At 72.4% G+C, this 18,221-nt stretch carries 13 protein-coding genes and 1 pseudogene; 7 read left to right on the forward strand and 7 right to left on the reverse strand.

What is annotated here, in order from left to right; translation table 11 throughout:
* The 3 genes from treS to glgB form a co-directional block, all read left to right on the forward strand.
* The coding region (gene treS, locus ACFXGX_RS20075; RefSeq protein WP_384792768.1) for a maltose alpha-D-glucosyltransferase at window positions 1-1,221 on the forward strand (1,221 nt) is incomplete at its 5' end.
* A 47-nt stretch (window positions 1,222-1,268) separates the two neighbouring features.
* Window positions 1,269-2,642 (forward strand): maltokinase, encoded by a 1,374-nt coding sequence (locus ACFXGX_RS20080; protein WP_384792771.1) that lies wholly within the window; start codon window positions 1,269-1,271, stop codon window positions 2,640-2,642.
* A 200-nt stretch (window positions 2,643-2,842) separates the two neighbouring features.
* The gene (glgB, locus tag ACFXGX_RS20085) at window positions 2,843-5,005 is read left to right on the forward strand and encodes a 1,4-alpha-glucan branching enzyme (protein ID WP_384792955.1); all 2,163 of its coding nucleotides are present in this window, start codon (window positions 2,843-2,845) and stop codon (window positions 5,003-5,005) included.
* 149 nt (window positions 5,006-5,154) lie between these two features.
* On the opposite strand, the pseudogene ACFXGX_RS20090 reads toward glgB, so the two are convergent.
* A pseudogene (locus tag ACFXGX_RS20090) lies at window positions 5,155-6,570 on the reverse strand (M1 family metallopeptidase); the annotation flags it as partial.
* 120 nt (window positions 6,571-6,690) lie between these two features.
* Complete coding sequence (locus tag ACFXGX_RS20095; RefSeq protein ID WP_384792773.1) at window positions 6,691-7,479, reverse strand: PIG-L deacetylase family protein; 789 nt, start codon at window positions 7,477-7,479, stop codon at window positions 6,691-6,693.
* Between the two features lie 355 nt (window positions 7,480-7,834).
* Between ACFXGX_RS20095 and ACFXGX_RS20100 the strand changes: the two genes are divergently transcribed.
* Both ACFXGX_RS20100 and ACFXGX_RS20105 read left to right on the forward strand, forming a co-directional pair.
* Entirely contained in the window at window positions 7,835-8,728 is an 894-nt protein-coding gene (locus ACFXGX_RS20100) for a Gfo/Idh/MocA family protein (RefSeq protein ID WP_384792775.1), read from the forward strand.
* 150 nt (window positions 8,729-8,878) lie between these two features.
* Entirely contained in the window at window positions 8,879-9,820 is a 942-nt protein-coding gene (locus ACFXGX_RS20105) for an ATP-dependent DNA ligase (protein ID WP_384792958.1), read from the forward strand.
* A 66-nt stretch (window positions 9,821-9,886) separates the two neighbouring features.
* Here ACFXGX_RS20105 and ACFXGX_RS20110 read toward each other — a convergent pair whose 3' ends face one another.
* The 4 genes from ACFXGX_RS20110 to ACFXGX_RS20125 all read right to left on the reverse strand — a co-directional run bounded on the left by ACFXGX_RS20110 (window position 9,887) and on the right by ACFXGX_RS20125 (window position 13,364).
* Window positions 9,887-10,255 carry a DUF6479 family protein gene (locus ACFXGX_RS20110; protein WP_355768438.1) on the reverse strand — a complete coding sequence of 123 codons (369 nt, stop codon included), beginning with the start codon at window positions 10,253-10,255 and terminating at the stop codon, window positions 9,887-9,889.
* Window positions 10,256-10,366: 111 nt separating this feature from the next.
* Window positions 10,367-11,185, reverse strand: a complete 819-nt coding sequence (locus tag ACFXGX_RS20115; RefSeq protein WP_384792778.1) for a methyltransferase domain-containing protein — start codon at window positions 11,183-11,185, stop codon at window positions 10,367-10,369.
* Between the two features lie 38 nt (window positions 11,186-11,223).
* Window positions 11,224-12,639 (reverse strand): MFS transporter, encoded by a 1,416-nt coding sequence (locus ACFXGX_RS20120; protein WP_384792781.1) that lies wholly within the window; start codon window positions 12,637-12,639, stop codon window positions 11,224-11,226.
* A gap of 113 nt (window positions 12,640-12,752) precedes the next feature.
* Window positions 12,753-13,364, reverse strand: a complete 612-nt coding sequence (locus ACFXGX_RS20125) for a LysE/ArgO family amino acid transporter (RefSeq protein WP_384792784.1) — start codon at window positions 13,362-13,364, stop codon at window positions 12,753-12,755.
* 66 nt (window positions 13,365-13,430) lie between these two features.
* On the opposite strand from ACFXGX_RS20125, the gene ACFXGX_RS20130 reads away from it, so the two are divergent.
* Entirely contained in the window at window positions 13,431-14,351 is a 921-nt protein-coding gene (locus tag ACFXGX_RS20130) for a LysR family transcriptional regulator ArgP (RefSeq protein ID WP_384792786.1), read from the forward strand.
* 190 nt (window positions 14,352-14,541) lie between these two features.
* Window positions 14,542-17,088 carry a SpoIIE family protein phosphatase gene (locus tag ACFXGX_RS20135; RefSeq protein WP_384792789.1) on the forward strand — a complete coding sequence of 849 codons (2,547 nt, stop codon included), beginning with the start codon at window positions 14,542-14,544 and terminating at the stop codon, window positions 17,086-17,088.
* A 42-nt stretch (window positions 17,089-17,130) separates the two neighbouring features.
* Here ACFXGX_RS20135 and ACFXGX_RS20140 read toward each other — a convergent pair whose 3' ends face one another.
* A complete protein-coding gene (locus tag ACFXGX_RS20140) occupies window positions 17,131-18,117 on the reverse strand; it encodes an aldo/keto reductase (RefSeq protein WP_384792791.1) in 987 nt (328 codons plus the stop codon).
* Window positions 18,118-18,221: the final 104 nt, after the last annotated feature.

Below are 18,221 nucleotides of genomic sequence, written 5' to 3' on the forward strand. Positions count from 1 at the left end.
TGGACCTTCGACCCCGTCCGCAAGCAGTACTACTGGCACCGCTTCTTCTCCCACCAGCCCGACCTCAACTACGAGAACCCGGCCGTCCAGGAGGACATCCTGGCGGCCCTCAGGTTCTGGCTGGATCTGGGGATCGACGGGTTCCGCCTCGACGCGGTCCCCTACCTCTACCAGGAGGAGGGGACGAACTGCGAGAATCTCCCCGCCACCCATCAGTTCCTGAAGCGGCTCAGGGCCGACATCGACACGCACTATCCGGACACGGTGCTGCTGGCCGAGGCGAACCAGTGGCCCGAGGACGTCGTCGACTACTTCGGCGACTTCCCCTCCGGCGGCGACGAATGCCACATGGCCTTCCACTTCCCCGTCATGCCCCGCATCTTCATGGCCGTCCGACGCGAGTCCCGCTACCCCGTCTCCGAGATCCTCGCCAAGACCCCCGCCATCCCCGGCAACTGCCAATGGGGCATCTTCCTGCGCAACCACGACGAGCTCACCCTCGAAATGGTCACCGACGAAGAACGCGACTACATGTACGCCGAATACGCGAAAGACCCGCGTATGCGCGCCAACATCGGCATCCGCCGCCGCCTCGCCCCCCTCCTCGACAACGACCGCAACCAGATCGAACTCTTCACCGCCCTCCTGCTCTCCCTCCCCGGCAGCCCGATCCTCTACTACGGCGACGAGATCGGCATGGGCGACAACATCTGGCTCGGCGACCGCGACGCGGTCCGCACCCCCATGCAATGGACCCCCGACCGCAACGCCGGCTTCTCCTCCAGCGACCCCGGCCGCCTCTTCCTCCCCACGATCATGGACCCCGTCTACGGCTACCAGGTCACCAACGTCGAGGCCTCCATGTCCTCGCCCTCCTCCCTGCTCCACTGGACCCGCCGCATGATCGAGATCCGCAAACAGAACAAAGCCTTCGGACTCGGCTCCTACACCGAACTCCCCTCCTCCAACCCCGCCGTCCTCGCCTTCCTGCGGGAATACAAGGACGACCTGGTCCTTTGCGTGCACAACTTCTCGCGCTTCGCCCAGCCCACCGAGCTCGACCTGCGCACCTTCGACGGCAGGCACCCGGTCGAGCTCATCGGCGGCGTGCGGTTCCCGGCCATCGGCGAACTGCCCTACCTGCTGACCCTCGCCGGTCACGGCTTCTACTGGTTCCGGCTGCGCCCCGCGGTCGGGCCCGGCACCACGAGGCGATCGTGAACGCGTCCCCCTCGACAGCCCGCCCGCCCCTGAAAGGACGTGCCGTCATGGCGAACACCGCTCTGCAGCGTCCGAGCGGCCTCGACACCGCTCCGCTGCTCACCTCGCTGGCCGAGCTGCTGCGCGCCTGGCTGCCGCGGCAGCGCTGGTTCGCGGGCAAGGGCAGGCCCGTGACGGATCTGACCCTGCTGTCGACCACCGAGCTGTACCCGGGGTGTCTGCATCTGCTGGTCCGCACCGAGCACCTCGGCCCGCCCGCCCACGGCACGGCCGGCACCCCCGCGGCCGAGGACTGCTACCAACTGCTCCTCGGTGTGCGGGAGGTCCTGCCGCCACGGCTGGCCCACGCCTTCATCGGCCGGGCGAGCGCCGGCCCGCTGGCCGACCTGACCGTGTACGACGCCTTCCACGATCCGAAGGCCGCGGGACTGCTCCTGGAGCGGTTGCGCCGTTCGGGTACGGCGGGACCGCTGCGGTTCGAACGCGACCCCCGTGTGACGGTGCCGTCCGGTCTCGCGCCGCGTCTCCTCGACGCCGAGCAGTCCAACACCTCGCTGGTCTACGGAGACGCGTTCATACTGAAGGTCTTCCGGCGCGTGCAGCCCGGCATCAACCCGGACCTGGAAGTGCCCCGCGCCCTGGCCCGGCAGGGCTGCACCCGCGTCCCCGCGCCGGCCGCGTGGTTCCGGACCTCGGAGCCGCAGGAGGCGACCCTCGGCGTCCTCCAGCCGTATCTGCGGGGCGCCGCCGACGGCTGGGCGCTGGCGCTCGAGTCCCTCGGCTCACGGCACGACTTCACGGGCGAGGCGTACGAACTGGGCCGGGCCACCGCCGAGGTGCATCTGACCCTGGCCGAGGCCTTCCCCGTGGACGCGCCGAGCCCGTACCGGAACAAGCGGCTCGCGGAGGCGATGCACGGGCGTCTCGACTCCGCCGTCCGCTCCGTCCCCGAACTGCGCCCGCACGCGCCCGGGTTGCGATCGGCGTTCGACGCCCTCGCCGCCCTGGACTCCGCGGTCCGCCCCGCCCAGCGCATCCACGGCGATCTCCACCTCGGCCAGGTGCTGCGCGCCGGGCAGCGGTGGTCGGTCATCGACTTCGAGGGTGAACCCGCCCGCCCGATCAGCGAACGTCGGCGTGTCCAGTCGCCTGTACGCGATGTCGCGGGCATGCTGCGGTCCTTCGACTACGCGGCCCGCTCCCGGCAGCCCTGGCGTCCCGAGTGGGCGGAGCGCTGCCGCGAGGCCTTCTGCGCGGGCTACGCCGCCGCCGCGGCCTGGGACCCGCGCGAGGAGCCCGAACTGCTGCGCGCGTACGAGACGGACCGCGCCGTGTACGAGGTGCTGTACGAGGCACGGCACCGGCCCGACTGGCTGCCCGTACCCATGGCGGCCGTCGGACGGCTCGCCGACAGCCCCTGACGACCCGCCACCCGCCACCGATCACCGGTGACCGGTGACCACCGACCACCGACCACCGACCACCGACCACCGACCAGCCTGAGCACTCCCGCCGAACCCCCGACACCCCCCCAGTTCGAGAGGCCCAAGCCGTGACCCGCACCGCATCCTCCCGCGTTCGACGGGCCAAGCCCGCCGCCCCGTCCGCGCAGCCCGCCGCGTTGGACCCCACGGATCGGGGGCGGCTGCTCTCCGGCGCCCATCACGATCCGCACGCGCTGCTGGGTGCGCATCCGGTGCCGGGCGGAGTGGTGTTCCGGGCGCTGCGGCCGTACGCCCAGGGGGTGGCGGTGGTCGTGGACGGGAACCGTACGGCGCTGGACGATCTGGGCGACGGGCTCTTCGGCTCCGTCCTGCCGTTCGACGCGATTCCCGCCTATACCCTGGTGGTGACGTACGACGTCACCGAGTTCGAGACGCAGGACCCCTACCGGTTCCTGCCGGCACTCGGCGAGTTCGACCTGCATCTGATCGGCCAGGGCCGCCACGAGGAGCTGTGGCGAGCGCTGGGCGCCGAGCCGATGACCCACGACGGTGTGGAGGGAACGCGCTTCACCGTGTGGGCCCCGAACGCTCAAGGGGTCCGGGTCTGCGGGGACTTCTGCCACTGGGACGGCGCCGCCGGGTACCCGATGCGCTCGCTCGGATCGTCCGGCGTGTGGGAGGTGTTCCTGCCCGGCATGGGTGAGGGGACGCTCTACAAGTTCGACATCACGCGCCCCGACGGATCCCGCACCCTGCGCGCCGACCCCATGGCCCGCCGCACCGAGGTGCCTCCGGCGACCTCGTCGGTCGTGACACGGTCGTCGTACACGTGGCGGGACTCGAAGTGGATGAAGGAGCGGGCGAAGCACCGCCCGCTGCACGAGGCACCGTTCTCGGTGTACGAGGTGCATCTCCCGTCCTGGCGGCCGGGCCTGACCTACCGTCAATTGGCGGACCAGCTCCCCGCCTACGTCACCGACCTCGGATTCACCCACGTCCAGCTCATGCCCGTCGCCGAACACCCCTTCGGCGGCTCGTGGGGCTACCAGATCACCGGGTTCTACGCGCCCACCGCGCGCCTGGGCACCCCCGACGACTTCAAGTACCTCGTCGACGCCCTGCACCGCGCCGGCATCGGCGTCCTGATGGACTGGGTCCCCGCGCACTTCCCCCGCGACGACTGGGCACTCGCCGAGTTCGACGGCCGCCCGCTGTACGAACACGCCGACCCGCGACGCGCCGACCACCCCGACTGGGGCACTCTCGAATTCGACTACGGCCGCCGCGAGGTCCGCAACTTCCTCGTCGCCAACGCCACCTACTGGTGCGAGGAGTTCCACATCGACGGCCTGCGGGTCGACGCCGTCGCCTCCATGCTCTACCTCGACTACTCACGCGAAGAGGGCGAGTGGGCCCCCAACGAACACGGCGGGCGGGACAATCCCGACGCGGTGGCGTTCCTCCAGGAGATGAACGCCACCGTCTACCGCCGCAACCCCGGCGTCGTCACGATCGCCGAGGAGTCCACGGCCTGGGAAGGCGTCACCCGTCCGACGTCCGACGGGGGGCTCGGCTTCGGCCTCAAGTGGAACATGGGGTGGATGCACGACTCGCTGGAATACATGCAGCACGAGCCGATCCACCGCAAGTACCACCACAACGAGATGACCTTCTCGATGGTGTACGCCTACAGCGAGAACTACGTCCTGCCGATCTCCCACGACGAGGTCGTGCACGGCAAGCAGGCACTCGTCTCCAAGATGCCCGGCGACTGGTGGCAGCGGCGCGCCAACGCCCGCGCCTACCTCGGCTTCATGTGGGCCCACCCCGGCAAGCAACTGCTCTTCATGGGGCAGGAGTTCGCGCAGGGCGGCGAGTGGAAGGAGGCCGAGGGCCCCGAGTGGTGGCTCCTCGACCCCGCCTACTGCGCCGAAGCCGACCACCGCGGGGTCCAGGATCTCGTCCGCGACCTCAACACCCTCTACCGCGGCGAACCCGCGCTGTGGGAACGCGACACGGACCCGTCCGGCTTCACCTGGGTCGTCGGCGACGCCGCCGACGACAACGTCTTCGCCTTCCTGCGATACGCCGCCGACGGAACCCCCCTCCTCGCCGTCTCCCACCTCTCCCCCGCCGTCCGCCACGGCTACCGCCTCGGCGTCCCCGAGAACGTCCCCGCCTGGCAGGAGGTCCTCAACACGGACAGCCTCCGCTACGGCGGCAGCGACATCGTCCACCCCGAGCCCGTCAAGGCCGAGGCGATCGGTATGCACGGCCGCCCGACCAGCATCGAACTGACGCTGCCGCCGCTGGCGACGGTGTGGCTGCGGCCGGCCTGAGCCGGACCGCGGCCACCGCCGGGGGGGGGCCCGCGGGGGGGAGCGCGCGGGCCGGGCGGGGCGGGCGCGCGCGGGGGGTGGTGGTGGTGGGCGGGCCGGGTCGCCCGGCGCGCGCCCCCCCCGTCGGGACGCCCCCTTCCGGCCGAGGCGGGCTTCCCGGCCGTGAAGAGCCAGGTGTGGAAGAGACCGGAGAGGTCCTTGCCGGACTCCCGCTCGGAGAGCCGGATGAACTGGGCCGTCGTCCCGTGCCCGTCGCGGTGGACGGTGGCCCAGGTGCGCAGGACGCGGAAGAACACGGGATCGCCGACCGCCGTGCGCAGCTTGTGCAGGACCATGGCGCCCCGGGCGTACACCGGAGTCTCGAAGATGTGCTCGCCGCTGCCGGGGTCACCAGGCGAGAACGCCCAGAGGTCCTTGCCCGCGGGGGTGGCGTACAGCGTGTCGAAGGCCTTCTGCGCGCTCTTGCCGCCGTGCTGCTCGGCGTACAGCCACTCGGTGTAGGTCGCGAAGCCCTCGTTGAGCCAGATGTCCTTCCACCGGGTCAGGGTGACGGAGTCGCCGAACCACTGGTGGGCGCTCTCGTGGACGAGGGTGTCCAGGTCGGGCGCGGAGTCGTACACGGGACGGGTCTGGGTCTCCAGGGCGTAGCCGACCTGCGGGGCCCGGTCGACGATGGCTCCGGCCGCCCGGAAGGGGTAGGGGCCGAAGAGCTTGCTCTCCCAGGCCAGGACGGACGGCAGCTTCTTGACGACCGGCGCGGCGGCGGTCGCCTCGCGCGGGTCGACGGCGTTGTAGATCTTGAGGCCGTCGCGGGTGGTGTACTGCTCGACCTTGAACGTGCCGACGGTCGCCGTGGCGAGATAGGCCGCCATCGGTTCGGACTGGCGCCAGCGGAAGGTGGTCCGGCCGTTCGCGGTCCGCTGCCCGAGCAGGACGCCGTTGGATACGGCGGTGCTCCCCTTCGGCACGGTCAGGGTGAAGTCGTACGACGCCTTGTCCGTGGGGTGGCTGTTGGCGGGGAACCACGTCATCGCGCCCTGCGGCTCGCCGGCCACGAACGCGCCGTCGTCCGTGGGGATCCACCCGTCGAGGGAACCGTCGGGGTCGGTGACCGGCTTCGGGGTGCCGGAGTAGGTGACGGTGACGCGGAACTCCTGGCCCTTGCGCAGGGTGTCCTTGGGGGTGACGACGAGCTCCCGGCCGTCGCGCCGGAACGCGGCCTTGGCGTGGTCGACGGTGACGCCGGTGACCTTCAGCCCGCTGAGGTCGAGGTCGAACCGGCTCAGCCGCTGCGTGGCTCTGGCGGTGATGACCGCCTTGCCGTCGAGGTGGCGGCTGTGCGGGTCGTAACCGAGCGTCAGATCGTAGTGGCGGACGTCGTAGCCGCCGTTGCCCGAGAGAGGGAAGTACGGGTCTCCCGCGCCGGCGGAGCCCACGGTCCCTGCCGCCGTGGCGGGGCCCGCCGCGGTGAGCAGGGCGGCGATGGCCACGGGGACGGCCGCGACAACGGCCTCGCGGCGAAGGACGGTTGTGCGTCGTGCGGCCTCGTGCGGGCGTGGTGTCACGTTCGCTCCTCCGGTTCGACGGTGATCACTCGCGCACAGCCTATGAGTCCCTCCCCGCTCCGGCCCCCACGATCGGGTCAAGTCGCCGCCGTGCCGCGGGGGCCGGTGGGCCGGTCGTGCTCACACCCAGGGCGGCGGACCGTCCGGGACGAGCTGGTGGACGTCGAAGAGAACGGCGGACTCGACGCCGAGCGCCGCTCCGCCCATGCCGGCCGCCCAGGTGAGGAACGGCCGCGGTTCGAAGGCGCCCGCGCCCAGGGCCTTGGTGTACTCGGCGTGCGCCTCCAGCGAGGCGATGCCGCGTTCGAGGGGTTCGCCGGTGACGTCGACGCCGTGGGTGGGCTGTTCCGCTCCGGCGATGCAGACCATCCGGATGCCGTTCCAGGGTTCCAGACCCTCGTCGGCGAGTTCGGGGAAGATCCAGCGGTTTCCCGCGTCGCGTGCCGCGTCGAGGGCGGCCAGGCCCACGGCCCGGTGGTCCGCCTGGTTGGTCATGCCGCCGACCATCCGTACCGTGAACGCGCCGGACACCACGATGTCGGGCCGGTGGCGGCGCATCGCGCGCACGATCTCCCGGCGCAGCGCGGTCCCGTACTCGACGACGCCGTCGCGGTGATCGAGGAACTCGACGGTGTCGACGCCGACCTGCCGGGCGCCGGCCCGTTCCTCGGCCTCGCGCAGTGGTGCCGCCCGGTCCGGGTGCAGGCCGTCGATGCCGGCCTCGCCCCGGGTCGCCAGCAGATAGCTCACCTGCTTGCCCTGTGCCGTCCAGCGCGCGACGGCGCAGGCCGTGCCGTACTCGATGTCGTCCGGGTGGGCGGCCACGGCGAGACACCGCTCCCAGTCCTCCGGCAGCGCGGGCAGGTCCGTACCGCCCCCGAGGCCTGCTTTGTCCTGTGTGGGATCCATGTCCGGCATGATGGCGCGCGGCGGGCGGAGACCGACAGAGGCGCGCTTTCCGGGTTCGCGCGCCGGGCTTCCGCGCCCCTGTGTGCCCGTGGGGCGGTGGTGCGAGTGGGTGTGGGCGGAGGCCGGGGGCCCGGACCACTGACCGATGCCCGCCGGCTGCCGGCCACCGGCTGCCGGCTGCCGGCTGCCGGCCGCTCGCCGCCGGCGGCCGGCCGCTGGCCGAACCACGGGACGCCGTGGTGAAGTCTGATCACACGTACACGTCCGAGGATCCTGCGTCCGCAACCGCCGCTCCCCCTCGGCGGCGCCGTCGGCCGGCGGCGCGTCAGATTCCGTACAGCGCAGAGGAGATGCCGTGACCACCACCTCGCCCACCTGGAACCACGCACCCGTCAGGGTGGGGCTCGTCGGCGCGGGGCCCTGGGCGCGGGCCGTGCACGCCCGGGTGCTCGCCGCCGGACCCGAGACGGTGCTGACGTCGGTGTGGGCACGCCGGCCGGAGGCCGCCCACGAGACGGCGGCCCCGTACGGCGCGGGGGTCGCCGCGACGTTCGAGGAACTGCTCGACGACTGCGAGGCGGTGGCCTTCTCGGTTCCGCCCGCGGTGCAGGCCGAACTGGCCGTACGGGCCGCCGAGGCGGGCAAGGCCCTGCTCCTGGAGAAGCCGCTCGCGCTCGACCTGCCCGCGGCGCGGCGGCTCGTGGACGTCATCGACGCCTCGGGCGTGGTCTCGCAACTCGTCCTGACGAACCGCTACCACCCGGCCACCCGGCGGTTCCTCGCGAAGGCGCGGACCCTGGACGTCTCGGGCGCCCGCTCCTGCGGTCTCAGCGGCGCCTTCCTGGGCGGCGACTTCGCGACCCCGTGGCGCCTGGAGCACGGAGCACTCCTGGACCTCGGACCGCATCTGCTCGACCTGCTGGACGCGGCCCTGGGGCCGATCGTCCGGGTGCGCGGCGCCGGGGACCCGCGCCGTTGGCTCGAACTCACCTGCGAGCACGAGAGCGGCGCCGTGAGCCAGGCCTCCCTCTCGGGCTCGGTCGAGGTCGAGCACGGGATCACCCGCGTCGAACTGTTCGGCCGGCATCCCGAGCTGGTCCTGGACTTCGGGACCCTCGACCACGAGGAGTCCTGGCCCGTACTGCGCCGCGAGTTCGCCACCGCCGTCCGCTCGAACCACCCGGGCCCCCTCGACGCCCACCGCGGCCTGTACCTCCAGACCCTGATCACCCAGGCGCTGGACGGCTGAGGGGCCGCCCTGCCGTCACCGCTCCGGTCACCGCCCCGGATCGCCGCGGCGCGGCCGTTCAGGCGAAACGGGCGGCGGGGAAGCATGTGGGGGCGGTGGGGGGTCGAGACAGGTGGTGTGAATCTGCCGAAGCTGCCGTTGATCGCGCCCATGCTCGCGACGCCCGGATCCCTGCCGGCCCCCGGCCAGGACATGCGGTGGGCGTACGAGACGAAGCAGGACGGTCAGCGTGCCGTGGTCTATCTGCCCGGGGACGGCAGCGTGACCCTGCGGGCGCGCTCCGGTGAGGACATCACCGCCGCCTACCCGGAACTGCGGGCACTCGGCGGTGCGCTCGGCACGACGGCGGCGGTCCTGGACGGCGAGGTGCTGGTCCTGGACGGTCAGGGCCGGGGCGACTTCCAGCTCCTGCAGTCCCGTATGGGTCTCGCCCGGTCGCCGGGCAGGGCGGCCCGGCGCGCCGGGCAGGCACCGGCTCATCTCGTCCTGTTCGACGTCATGCATCTGGGCGGCGATCTCACGGGCCAGCGGTACGCGCGGCGGCGCCGGACGCTGGAGAGCCTCTCCCTGGCGGGCCCGTTCTGGTCGACGCCGACGGCACTCGTGGGGCACGGCGAGGAGGCCCTGCGGGCGACGCGGGCGAGCGGTCTGGAGGGGCTCGTCTGCAAACGGCTGGACTCGGTGTACGAGCCCGGCGTGCGCTCACGGTCCTGGATCAAGATCCGCAACATGAGGACCGCGGACGTCCTGGTCGGCGGCTGGGTCCCCGGGAAGGGGCGTCTGTCGGGCCTGCCCGGCGCCGTGCTCGTGGGCCAGCGCGACGAGGGAAGGCTGCGCTACGTCGGGAGCGTGGGCACCGGATGGAACGCGGCCGAACGTGCCGAACTGGCCCGGCTGCTGCGGGCCGCCGAGACGGGTAGCTGCCCGTTCGACACCGTCCCGCAGGCGGCCGAGGCGCGCTGGGTACTCCCCCGGCTGGTGGGCGAGGTCCGCTACAGCACCCGTACCCGCGCCGGACTGCTCCGGCAGCCGTCGTGGCTGCGGCTGCGTCCCGACCTCGCTCCCGAGGACTCGGCGGCCGATCTCCCGTAGCCACGGCCCGGTGTGCGAAGGCGAAGGAGCCGGCCGCCCGCGGCGGTCGGCTCCTTCGCGTCCCGGTCAGGTTCTGCCGGGTCCGCCGCTGCCGAAGGACCCGCTGGATCCTGGTTGCCAGCGCTTGCGATGCTGGTCATCAGCGTGTTTGGTTCCCGCGGAGTGCATGTTGTACGGCATCAGCCGCTCGCTCTCGTCCACGGCGTGCGGGACCTCGTCGGGTTCCCGCATCTCGCGCTCCTCGTGCACCGCCCCGCTGTCGGGCAGCCTGGGCTGCTCCTCGGGTGTGGGCGGGCGCGATTCCAGGTTCCGGACCCTGATGCCCATCCGGACGGCCCAGACGAGGGCACCGGCGATGATGAGGCCGCCGATGAAGGCGGCGCCGGCGTTGAGCGATGAGCTTGCTGTGATCAGATCTTGGCTCGCGGTGTACATGGTGTTCGCGTACCCCCAATACCAGGGGAAATCTGCGTACTGGCCCGTCAGCGACGGCTATTCCATTGTATTCCCGATCAATCCGGGCGCTATGCCGCGAATCCGGCCCCGTCATTCCGGACGGTGCGCCACGGCCCCGAACATCGTCACCGACATGTGCAGGCCGCCCTGGCGCGCGGCTTCCGTGAGGTCCTCGTACAGACGGTCGCGCCGCGGCTCGTCGATGAGCCCGCGGTTCAGCGCCGAGTCGCCGAGCATGCGGATGAGCGGCCAGGCGACCGACTTGTGGTCCTGGAGCAGCGCCTGCGATCCGCGGTCGTCGATGACGAGTCCCGCGGCCGTCAGCCGTCCCACCAGCTTGCGTCCGGAGTACGGGTCGGCGGCCGCGGACAGGGCGCCGGTGGTGAGCGCGGCGATCGTCTCGGGGTCACCGGGGTGCAGGATCGTGGTCGCCCAGTCGGTGTCCAGCAGGGCGACGCGTCCGCCGGGGCGCAGCACGCGCGCTATCTCGAAGACGGCCTTCTCGGGTTCCACGAGGTGCTGGAGGACCCGCTCGCACCACACGACGTCGACGGTGGCGTCGGGCAGCGGCAGGGCTAGGGCGTCGGCGTCGGCGAAGCGCGCGGCACTGCGTTCCTCGGTCCCCCGCTGCTCGGCCACGGCCCGCAGTCCGGGGTTGGGTTCGATGCCGAGCACCCTGCCGCGGGAGCCCACGGCCGCGGCGAGACGACGGGTCTGCGATCCCGTGCCGGCGCCGATGTCGAGCGCCCGCTCCCCGGGCCGTACGGCCAGTGCCGCGTGCGCCCACGAACGCAGGCGCTGTACGCCGTCGTTGACGTCCTGGGCATCGAGAGCGCCCACCAGACGGGAGGTGCTGTCCGCGCTGATGTTCTGCGCGTGGAAGGCCGACGTAGGCCGCGTGTCCACCATGGCGGTCACTCTAGAACCACCATGGTCGTTTTTCAGATTCAGATTGTGTAACGCCTCAAGGCCGGTGTGACAAAAGTGAGCACAAGCACCGCGATGATCACCAGCAGGCCTCCGCCGGCGACCGCGGCGGGTGCTCCGAAGGCCGAACCGGCCGTGCCGTGCAGGACGTCGGCGACGCGCGGGCCGCCCACGACGACCACGGTGAAGACACCCTGGAGCCGTCCGCGCATCTCGTCGGTGGCGGCGGACAGCAGGATCGCGCCGCGGAAGACCATGGAGACCATGTCGGCGACCCCGGCCAGGGCCAGGAAGGCCACGGCGAGCCACAGGCTGTCGCTGAGACCGAACCCGGCGATGGCCGCGCCCCAGGCGGCGACGGAGACGATGACCATCAGGCCGTGCCGGCGGGCGCGGGAGAAGGTGCCCGACATCAGTCCGCCCACGACGGCGCCGATGGGGATCGCCGCGAACAGCAGGCCGAGCGCGAGTCCTTCGCCGTAGGAGCCGTACGTCTCGGCGGCGAGCTGCGGGAACAGGGCGCGCGGCATGCCGAGGACCATGGCGATGATGTCGGCGAGGAAGGACAGCAGCAGCACCTTGTGCAGGGCGATGTAGCGGAAGCCGGCCACCACTTCGCGCAGGCCCGCGCGCCGGGAGGCCGGTTTGTTGAGGGGCGGCAGCGCGGGGAGCCGCAGGACGGCCCACACGGTGACGGTCAGGGCGAAGGCGTCGATCAGATAGAGCTCGGGCAGCCCGATGAGAGGGATGAGCGCACCGGCGAGCATGGGTCCGGCCACCGAGCCGGTCTGCATGACCGTCGCGCCGAGCGCGTTGGCGGCGGGCAGTTCGTCCGCCGGGACGAGCCGGGCGATGGACGCGCTGCGGGCCGGGGAGTTGAGGCCGAAGAACGCCTGCTGGAGGGCGAGCAGGACCATCAGGACGAGCACCGAGTCCAGCCCGGTGACGGCCTGCGCCCAGAAGAGCAGCGAGGTGACGGCTATGCCGGCGTTGGTGACGAGGAGCAGTTTGCGGCGGTCCACGCTGTCGGCGATCGCACCGCCCCACAGGGCGAACACGACCAGCGGCACCAGACCGGCGAGGCTGGCGTAGCCGACCCAGGCCGAGGATCCGGTGATGTCGTAGATCTGCTTGGGCACGGCGACGGCGGTGAGCTGGCTGCCCACGGACGTGACGGCGGTCGACGACCACAGCCGGCGGTAGGCGGGGCGGCGCAGCGGCCGGGTGTCCATGGCCCATCGGCGCCATCCGGAGCGGTCGGGCCGCTCGGTCTCCGTGCTCCCGTGGGACTCCGCGCCGCCGCCGCTCCCGTGGGACTCCGCGCCGCCGCCGCTCCCGTGGGACACCGCGGCGCCGCCGCTGCCGTCCGGCTCCGCGGCGCCGTTGTCCGTACTGCTCTGGCTCGTGTCCACGCTCACCCTGGTTGCTCGATACATCTTTCGATTCGAGGATCACTATGGCCGAGCGTGGACGGCTCGTGTCCCCCGGGGGGAGGCTATTGGCGCGAACGGGACGGGCGCACGGGGCACCGGCGGCGCGGTCCGGCGGTTCAGGCGCCGGCGATCAGGGTGGCGCCCATCGCGATCATGGTCGTGGCGACGAGACCGTCCAGCACGCGCCAGGACGCGGGCCGGGCGAGGAAGCGGCCGAGCAGCCGCGCGCCGAACCCGAGGGCGGCGAACCAGCACAGGCTGGCGAGCACCGCGCCCAGCCCGAACGTCCAGCGCAGCGATCCGCGGCCGGCCGCCAGCGAGCCGAGCAGGAACACGGTGTCGAGGTACACGTGCGGGTTGAGCCACGTCAGGGCGAGGCAGGTGAGGACGGCACGCCGCCAGGAGCCCGGGGATCCGTCGGCCGCCCGCAGGGCCGACGGCTTCAGTACGCGCCGGGCGGCGAGGACACCGTAGACGACGAGGAAACAGCCGCCGATCAGGCCGACCGCGGTGAGCGCCGCGGGCCAGGCCACCACCACGGCACCGACCCCGCCGACCCCCAGCGCGATGAGCAGCGCGTCGGACAGCGCGCAGATGCCCACGACGGCGAGGACCGCGTCCCGGCGGACGCCCTGGCGCAGGACGAAGGCGTTCTGCGCGCCGATGGCGACGATGAGGGAGAGTCCGGCGCCGAATCCGGCGACCGCTGCGGCGAGAGCGTCTGTCATGCCTTTGACGCTAGAAAGCGGATCGCCAGGAGTACAGCTAAAGATTCTTACGTATCCTTAGCGCTCGTGATGGCGGAACTCCCCCTCGACCAGGTGCGCACCCTGCTCGCCGTGGTGGACGAGGGCACCTTCGACGCGGCGGCCCATGCCCTCCATGTGACGCCCTCGGCCGTGAGCCAGCGGGTCAAGTCGCTCGAACAGCGCACCGGCAGGGTCCTGCTGACGCGGACGAAGCCGGTGCGGCCGACCGAGTCCGGCGAGATCGTCGTGCGTTTCGCGCGCCGGCTCGCCCTGCTGGAGCGGGACGCGCACGCCGAGCTCGGCATGTCCGGCTCCGGTGAGCCCACCCGGCTGTCGATCGCGGTGAACGCCGATTCGCTGGCGACCTGGTTCCTGCCCGCCCTCGCCCGCGTGCCGGACGGACTCGGGCTGTGCTTCGAGCTGCGCCGCGAGGACGAGGACCACACCGCCGCCCTGCTGCGCGAGGGAACGGTGATGGCGGCGGTCACCTCGTCGCCCGACCCGGTGGCCGGCTGCTCCGTACGTGCCCTCGGGATCATGCGCTATCTGCCGGTGGCGAGCCCCGGCTGCGCCGGACAGTGGCTCGGCACCAGGACCGAGGCACCGCTGCACGAGCTGATCGGCTCCGCCCCGGTGGTGGCCTTCGACCGCGACGACGACATCCAGGACGACTTCGTCCGCGCCCTCGGCGGCGGTCCCGGAGCGGGCACGCTGCGCCATTTCGTCCCCACGTCGGAGGGATTCGTCGACGCCGTGGCGGCCGGGATGGGCTGGGGCATGGTGCCCGAGGTCCAGGCCGGTCCGCTGCTGCGCGCCGGGCGGCTGGTGCGTCTCGCGACCGGCCGGGACATCGACGTCCCCCTGTTCTGGCAGCAGTGGAAGCTCGATTTCCCCGCCCTCGGCGCGGTGGCCGAGGCCGTGGCGGCCTCCGCGGCCGAGACGCTGCGGCCCGGCCCGGTCTTCTGAATCACTCGCTTCCCGACAGCTCCCGAACCAGGCCCGAGCCGGTATGTTCGCGCTGGGCACATTCGGGCGCGGCCGGGAAGAATGGCCTGACCTCCCGGTGCCGCGGAGGACGTCGAGGTGCGGTGAGCGACCCGAGAGGCGCATTCTTGCTGTGTTACCCCCCTGGTGGCGGGCGGACGAGGGCAGATCGATGAGAGGGAGCGCCGAGCGTGAGGGCCGGGCGCTGGACAGCCTGACCTCCCTGCTCACTGACGCGGTGACGGACGCGATCCGGGCCGCCCGCGGCTTCGCGGGAGGCGTGTACCTGCGCTCCGGCACGCCCGGACTGCTGCGTCTCGCCGTGCTCGCGGGCCTGCCGGGCCCCCTCTTCCGCCCCTGGTCGCGCATGCACGTGGACCGGCCGTTCCCGGTCGCGGACGCCCATCGGCTCGGTGTGGAGGTACTGCTCGCCGATCCGACGGAGACGATGCGCCGCTACCCCCAGCTCGCGGCGGGACTGCCCTTCCAGTTCGGTTCGCTCTACGTGCCCGTCGTCGGCGACTCCACGTCGTACGGGGTCCTGATCGTGCTGCGCCCGCCGGCCTCCGACGCCACCGAGGTCCTGCCGGACCGCGACCGGATGACGGCGGTGGCGGCGGAGCTCGGAGCCCGTCTGGCGAAATTGGACAAGGACGGCTCCACGGTCCTGTGGGACGCCGAACCGCTCGGAACCCGGCCGCCGGTCGACGGCCCGTCCACCCGGTGCGTCGGGGGCTTCACCTGGAATCCGGACGACGGGAGGCTGATCGCGGACGACGCCCTGTGGGCGCTGCTCGGGATCCCCCAGGAGGACTTCGCGGGGACCCCCGAGGCCTTCGCGGACGCGCTGGCCCACGACGAACCCCGGCTGCTGCTGGCCGCCCTGCGCGAGACCGCCGCCGGCCGGCCGCCGCCCCATCCGCTGCCGGTACGCACCGGCGGCGGCGGACTGCGGCTCCTCGAACTGTGGACCGCGGGAGGAGCGGACGACCCGCCCTACCGGGTCAGCGGCGCGCTCGTCGACCCGGGACCCGGACCGGCCGCGGACGGCGCGGCCGACCAGCTCCCGGAGGGCGTCTTCGCGATCGACCGGATCGGGCTGATCACCTACACCAACCCGCGCGCCGCCGAGCTGCTCGGCCGGCCACGTGCCGAGCTGCTGGGACGGCTGCTGTGGGACGTGGTGCCCTGGATGGACCACCCCGCCTACGAGGACCATCTGCGCGGCGCGCTGCTCTCACCGGACCCGGTGCACTTCCGGGCCCGCAGCCCGCTGGGAGGCGGCACCGCGACGACTCCGGGCCACCTGACGGGCACCTGGCTGAGCTTCTCCGTCTATCCAGGACCCCGCGGAGTGACCTGCAAGATCACGCCGCTGGGGCGGGCCTCGGACGGCACCGGGAACTCCCCGTTCGACGTCGAGGCGACGCAGGCGGTACGGGCCGAGGTCGAGGAGCCCGACACCGCTGTCCCGGGCACGGCACCGCAGTACCGGCCCATCGTCCTGGCGATCGCGCTGACGGAGGCGGTGACCGCGCGGCAGGTGTCCGAGGTGGTGATGCGCGAGCTGCTGCCCGCGTTCGGCAGCCGCCGCCTGGCCATCTACCTGCTCCAGGACCGCAGGCTGTATCTGGCCTGGGAGACCGGCTTCCCGCAGGGGTTCCTCGCCCCCTTCGACGGTGTGGGCCTGGACGCCAAACTGCCCGGCGTCGAGGCGCTCACCAGCGGCAGGGCGCTCTTCTTCGAGTCGATGGAGCAGCTCGCCGCCGCCTACCCGGGCATCTCCCTGGACGCCACCGTCGGGGCCCGTGCCTTCCTTCCGCTGATCGCCTCCGGACGCCCGGTCGGCTCGTGCATCCTCGGGTTCGACAAGCCCCGCGGCTTCAGCACCGAGGAGCGTACGGTGCTCACCGCGCTCGCCGGGCTGATCGCGCAGTCCCTGGAACGGGCGAGGCGCTACGACAACGAGGCGGCGCTCGCCCGCGGGCTCCAGGAGGCCCTGCTGCCGCACCGGCTGTCGGCGCACCCCCTCGTCCAGACGGCGGGCCGCTATCTGCCCGGAACCGTGGGCATGGACGTGGGCGGCGACTGGTACGACGTCGTCGAGGCCGGCGACGGGCTCGCCCTCGTCATCGGGGACGTACAGGGACACGGCGTCCAGGCCGCCGCCACCATGGGCCAACTGCGCAGCGCGGTCCGGGCGTTCGCCCTCGGGGACCACTCGCCGGACGAGGTCATGAGCGGCACCAACCGGCTGCTCATCGACCTCGACCCGGGTCAGTTCGCGAGTTGCTGCTACGTCCGGGTGGACCCGGTGACCGGTGTCGCGCAGGCGGCGCGGGCCGGGCACCCGCAGCCGCTGCTGCGCCACCCCGACGGCCGCACCGAGGTCCTGGACCTGCCGGGCGGCGTGGTCCTCGGCGTGGACCCGCACGCCGACTACCCCGTGACGGACCTGGTGCTGGAGCCCGAGGCCGTCCTGGCCCTGTACACGGACGGGCTGGTCGAGCGGCCCGGCACGGACATCGACGATGGGATCGAGGCGCTTCGCGCGACCCTGGCCGACGCGGGCCCGCCGCGCCGCACGGCGGGCGGCCCGTCCCTGTCCCGCGCCGCCGATCTGCTCACCGCGGAGGCACGGCAGGCCAACGAGCGCCCCGACGACATCGCCCTGCTGCTCACCACCCGCCGGCCGCCCGGCGGGGCCGGACGCCCGTAGCGGACGCCCGGAACCGCGTGCGGACACGCGGGCCGGAGAACGTCAGTGGGCCGCGTCCAGACGGGCCCGCTGGTCCGGGCCGAGTTCCAGGTCCACCGCGGCCAGGTTCTCCTCCAACTGGGCCACCGAGGATGCGCCGGCCAGCGGGATCACCGGCAGCTCGCCGCCGATCTGCCAGGCCAGCACGACCTGGTTGAGGGTCGCCCCCGTCTCCTTCGCCACCTCCCGGAGCACGCCGAGCCGGGCCGCGTTCCCCGGGTGGTCGTAGTCGGACGGCAGCGGCTTGTCCCGCCGTCCGTAGGCGCCGCCCAGCAGCGGCGAGTAGGCGACCAGGGTCAGTTCCGGCTCCGCCCCCAGGTAGCTGAGGAGTTCTCCGGTCGCGGCGCCGAGGTTTCCCTCGGGGAAGAGCCCGCTCGGTACGTCGGAACGCGGGCGCAGCAGGCTGTGGTGGTACTGGAGGACCTCGTAGCCGGGCAGTCCGGCCAGGGCGGCCAGGGCGCGGGCCCGCTCCACCCGCCAGACGGCGTGGTTGCTCACCCCGAGGAGTCCGACGCCGCCCTCCGCGACGAGTTCGGCGAACGCCTGCACCGTCTCGCCCGGTTCTACGGTGCGGTCCTCTATGTGCGCGTACAGAAGGTCGATCTTCTCCACGCCGAGGCGTTCCCGGCTCCTCTCGGCGGCCTCGCGGATCACCTTGGCCGACAGGCCCTCGGGGTTGTCGACGTAGCCGGTCCCCGGGGCCAGCGGGCGTGCGCCGAGCTTGGTCGCGAGGACGATCTCGTCGCCGACGCCGCGGCTGCGCCGCCAGCGTCCGAGCAGTTCCTCGCTCTGGCCGCCCTGCCCGCCGTCGGTCCAGAAGGCGTAGTTGTCGGAGGTGTCGATGAAGTTGCCGCCGGCCTCGGCATAGCGGTCCAGTACGGCGAACGACGTCTTCTCGTCGGTCAGTGAGCCGAACAGCATCGCGCCGAGCGCGAGCACACTCACCTCACGACGGGTACCCGGGTCCGTGCCGATCGTGCGGTAGCGCATGGCGTTCCCTCCCGTTGGGGGCCGGCTAACCCCCGGCCCCAACGGTGTGTGGGGGGTTGGTTGGTGTGTTTGTTAATAGAATTGGGAAGGGGCCCCACCCGCGG

Origin of the sequence: Streptomyces sp. NPDC059371 (assembly GCF_042751995.1) — a bacterium.
Classification (GTDB): domain Bacteria; phylum Actinomycetota; class Actinomycetes; order Streptomycetales; family Streptomycetaceae; genus Streptomyces.

Coding starts and splice junctions, on each gene's coding strand:
- ACFXGX_RS20140 (WP_384792791.1), bottom strand. CDS start 18,117: ATGCGCTACCGCACGATCGGCACGGACCCGGGTACCCGTCGTGAGGTG.
- ACFXGX_RS20095 (WP_384792773.1), bottom strand. CDS start 7,479: ATGGATCCCACACAGGACAAAGCAGGCCTCGGGGGCGGTACGGACCTG.
- ACFXGX_RS20115 (WP_384792778.1), bottom strand. CDS start 11,185: ATGGTGGACACGCGGCCTACGTCGGCCTTCCACGCGCAGAACATCAGC.
- ACFXGX_RS20110 (WP_355768438.1), bottom strand. CDS start 10,255: ATGTACACCGCGAGCCAAGATCTGATCACAGCAAGCTCATCGCTCAAC.
- ACFXGX_RS20120 (WP_384792781.1), bottom strand. CDS start 12,639: ATGTATCGAGCAACCAGGGTGAGCGTGGACACGAGCCAGAGCAGTACG.
- ACFXGX_RS20080 (WP_384792771.1), top strand. CDS start 1,269: ATGGCGAACACCGCTCTGCAGCGTCCGAGCGGCCTCGACACCGCTCCG.
- ACFXGX_RS20135 (WP_384792789.1), top strand. CDS start 14,542: ATGAGAGGGAGCGCCGAGCGTGAGGGCCGGGCGCTGGACAGCCTGACC.
- ACFXGX_RS20125 (WP_384792784.1), bottom strand. CDS start 13,364: ATGACAGACGCTCTCGCCGCAGCGGTCGCCGGATTCGGCGCCGGACTC.
- ACFXGX_RS20105 (WP_384792958.1), top strand. CDS start 8,879: ATGCTCGCGACGCCCGGATCCCTGCCGGCCCCCGGCCAGGACATGCGG.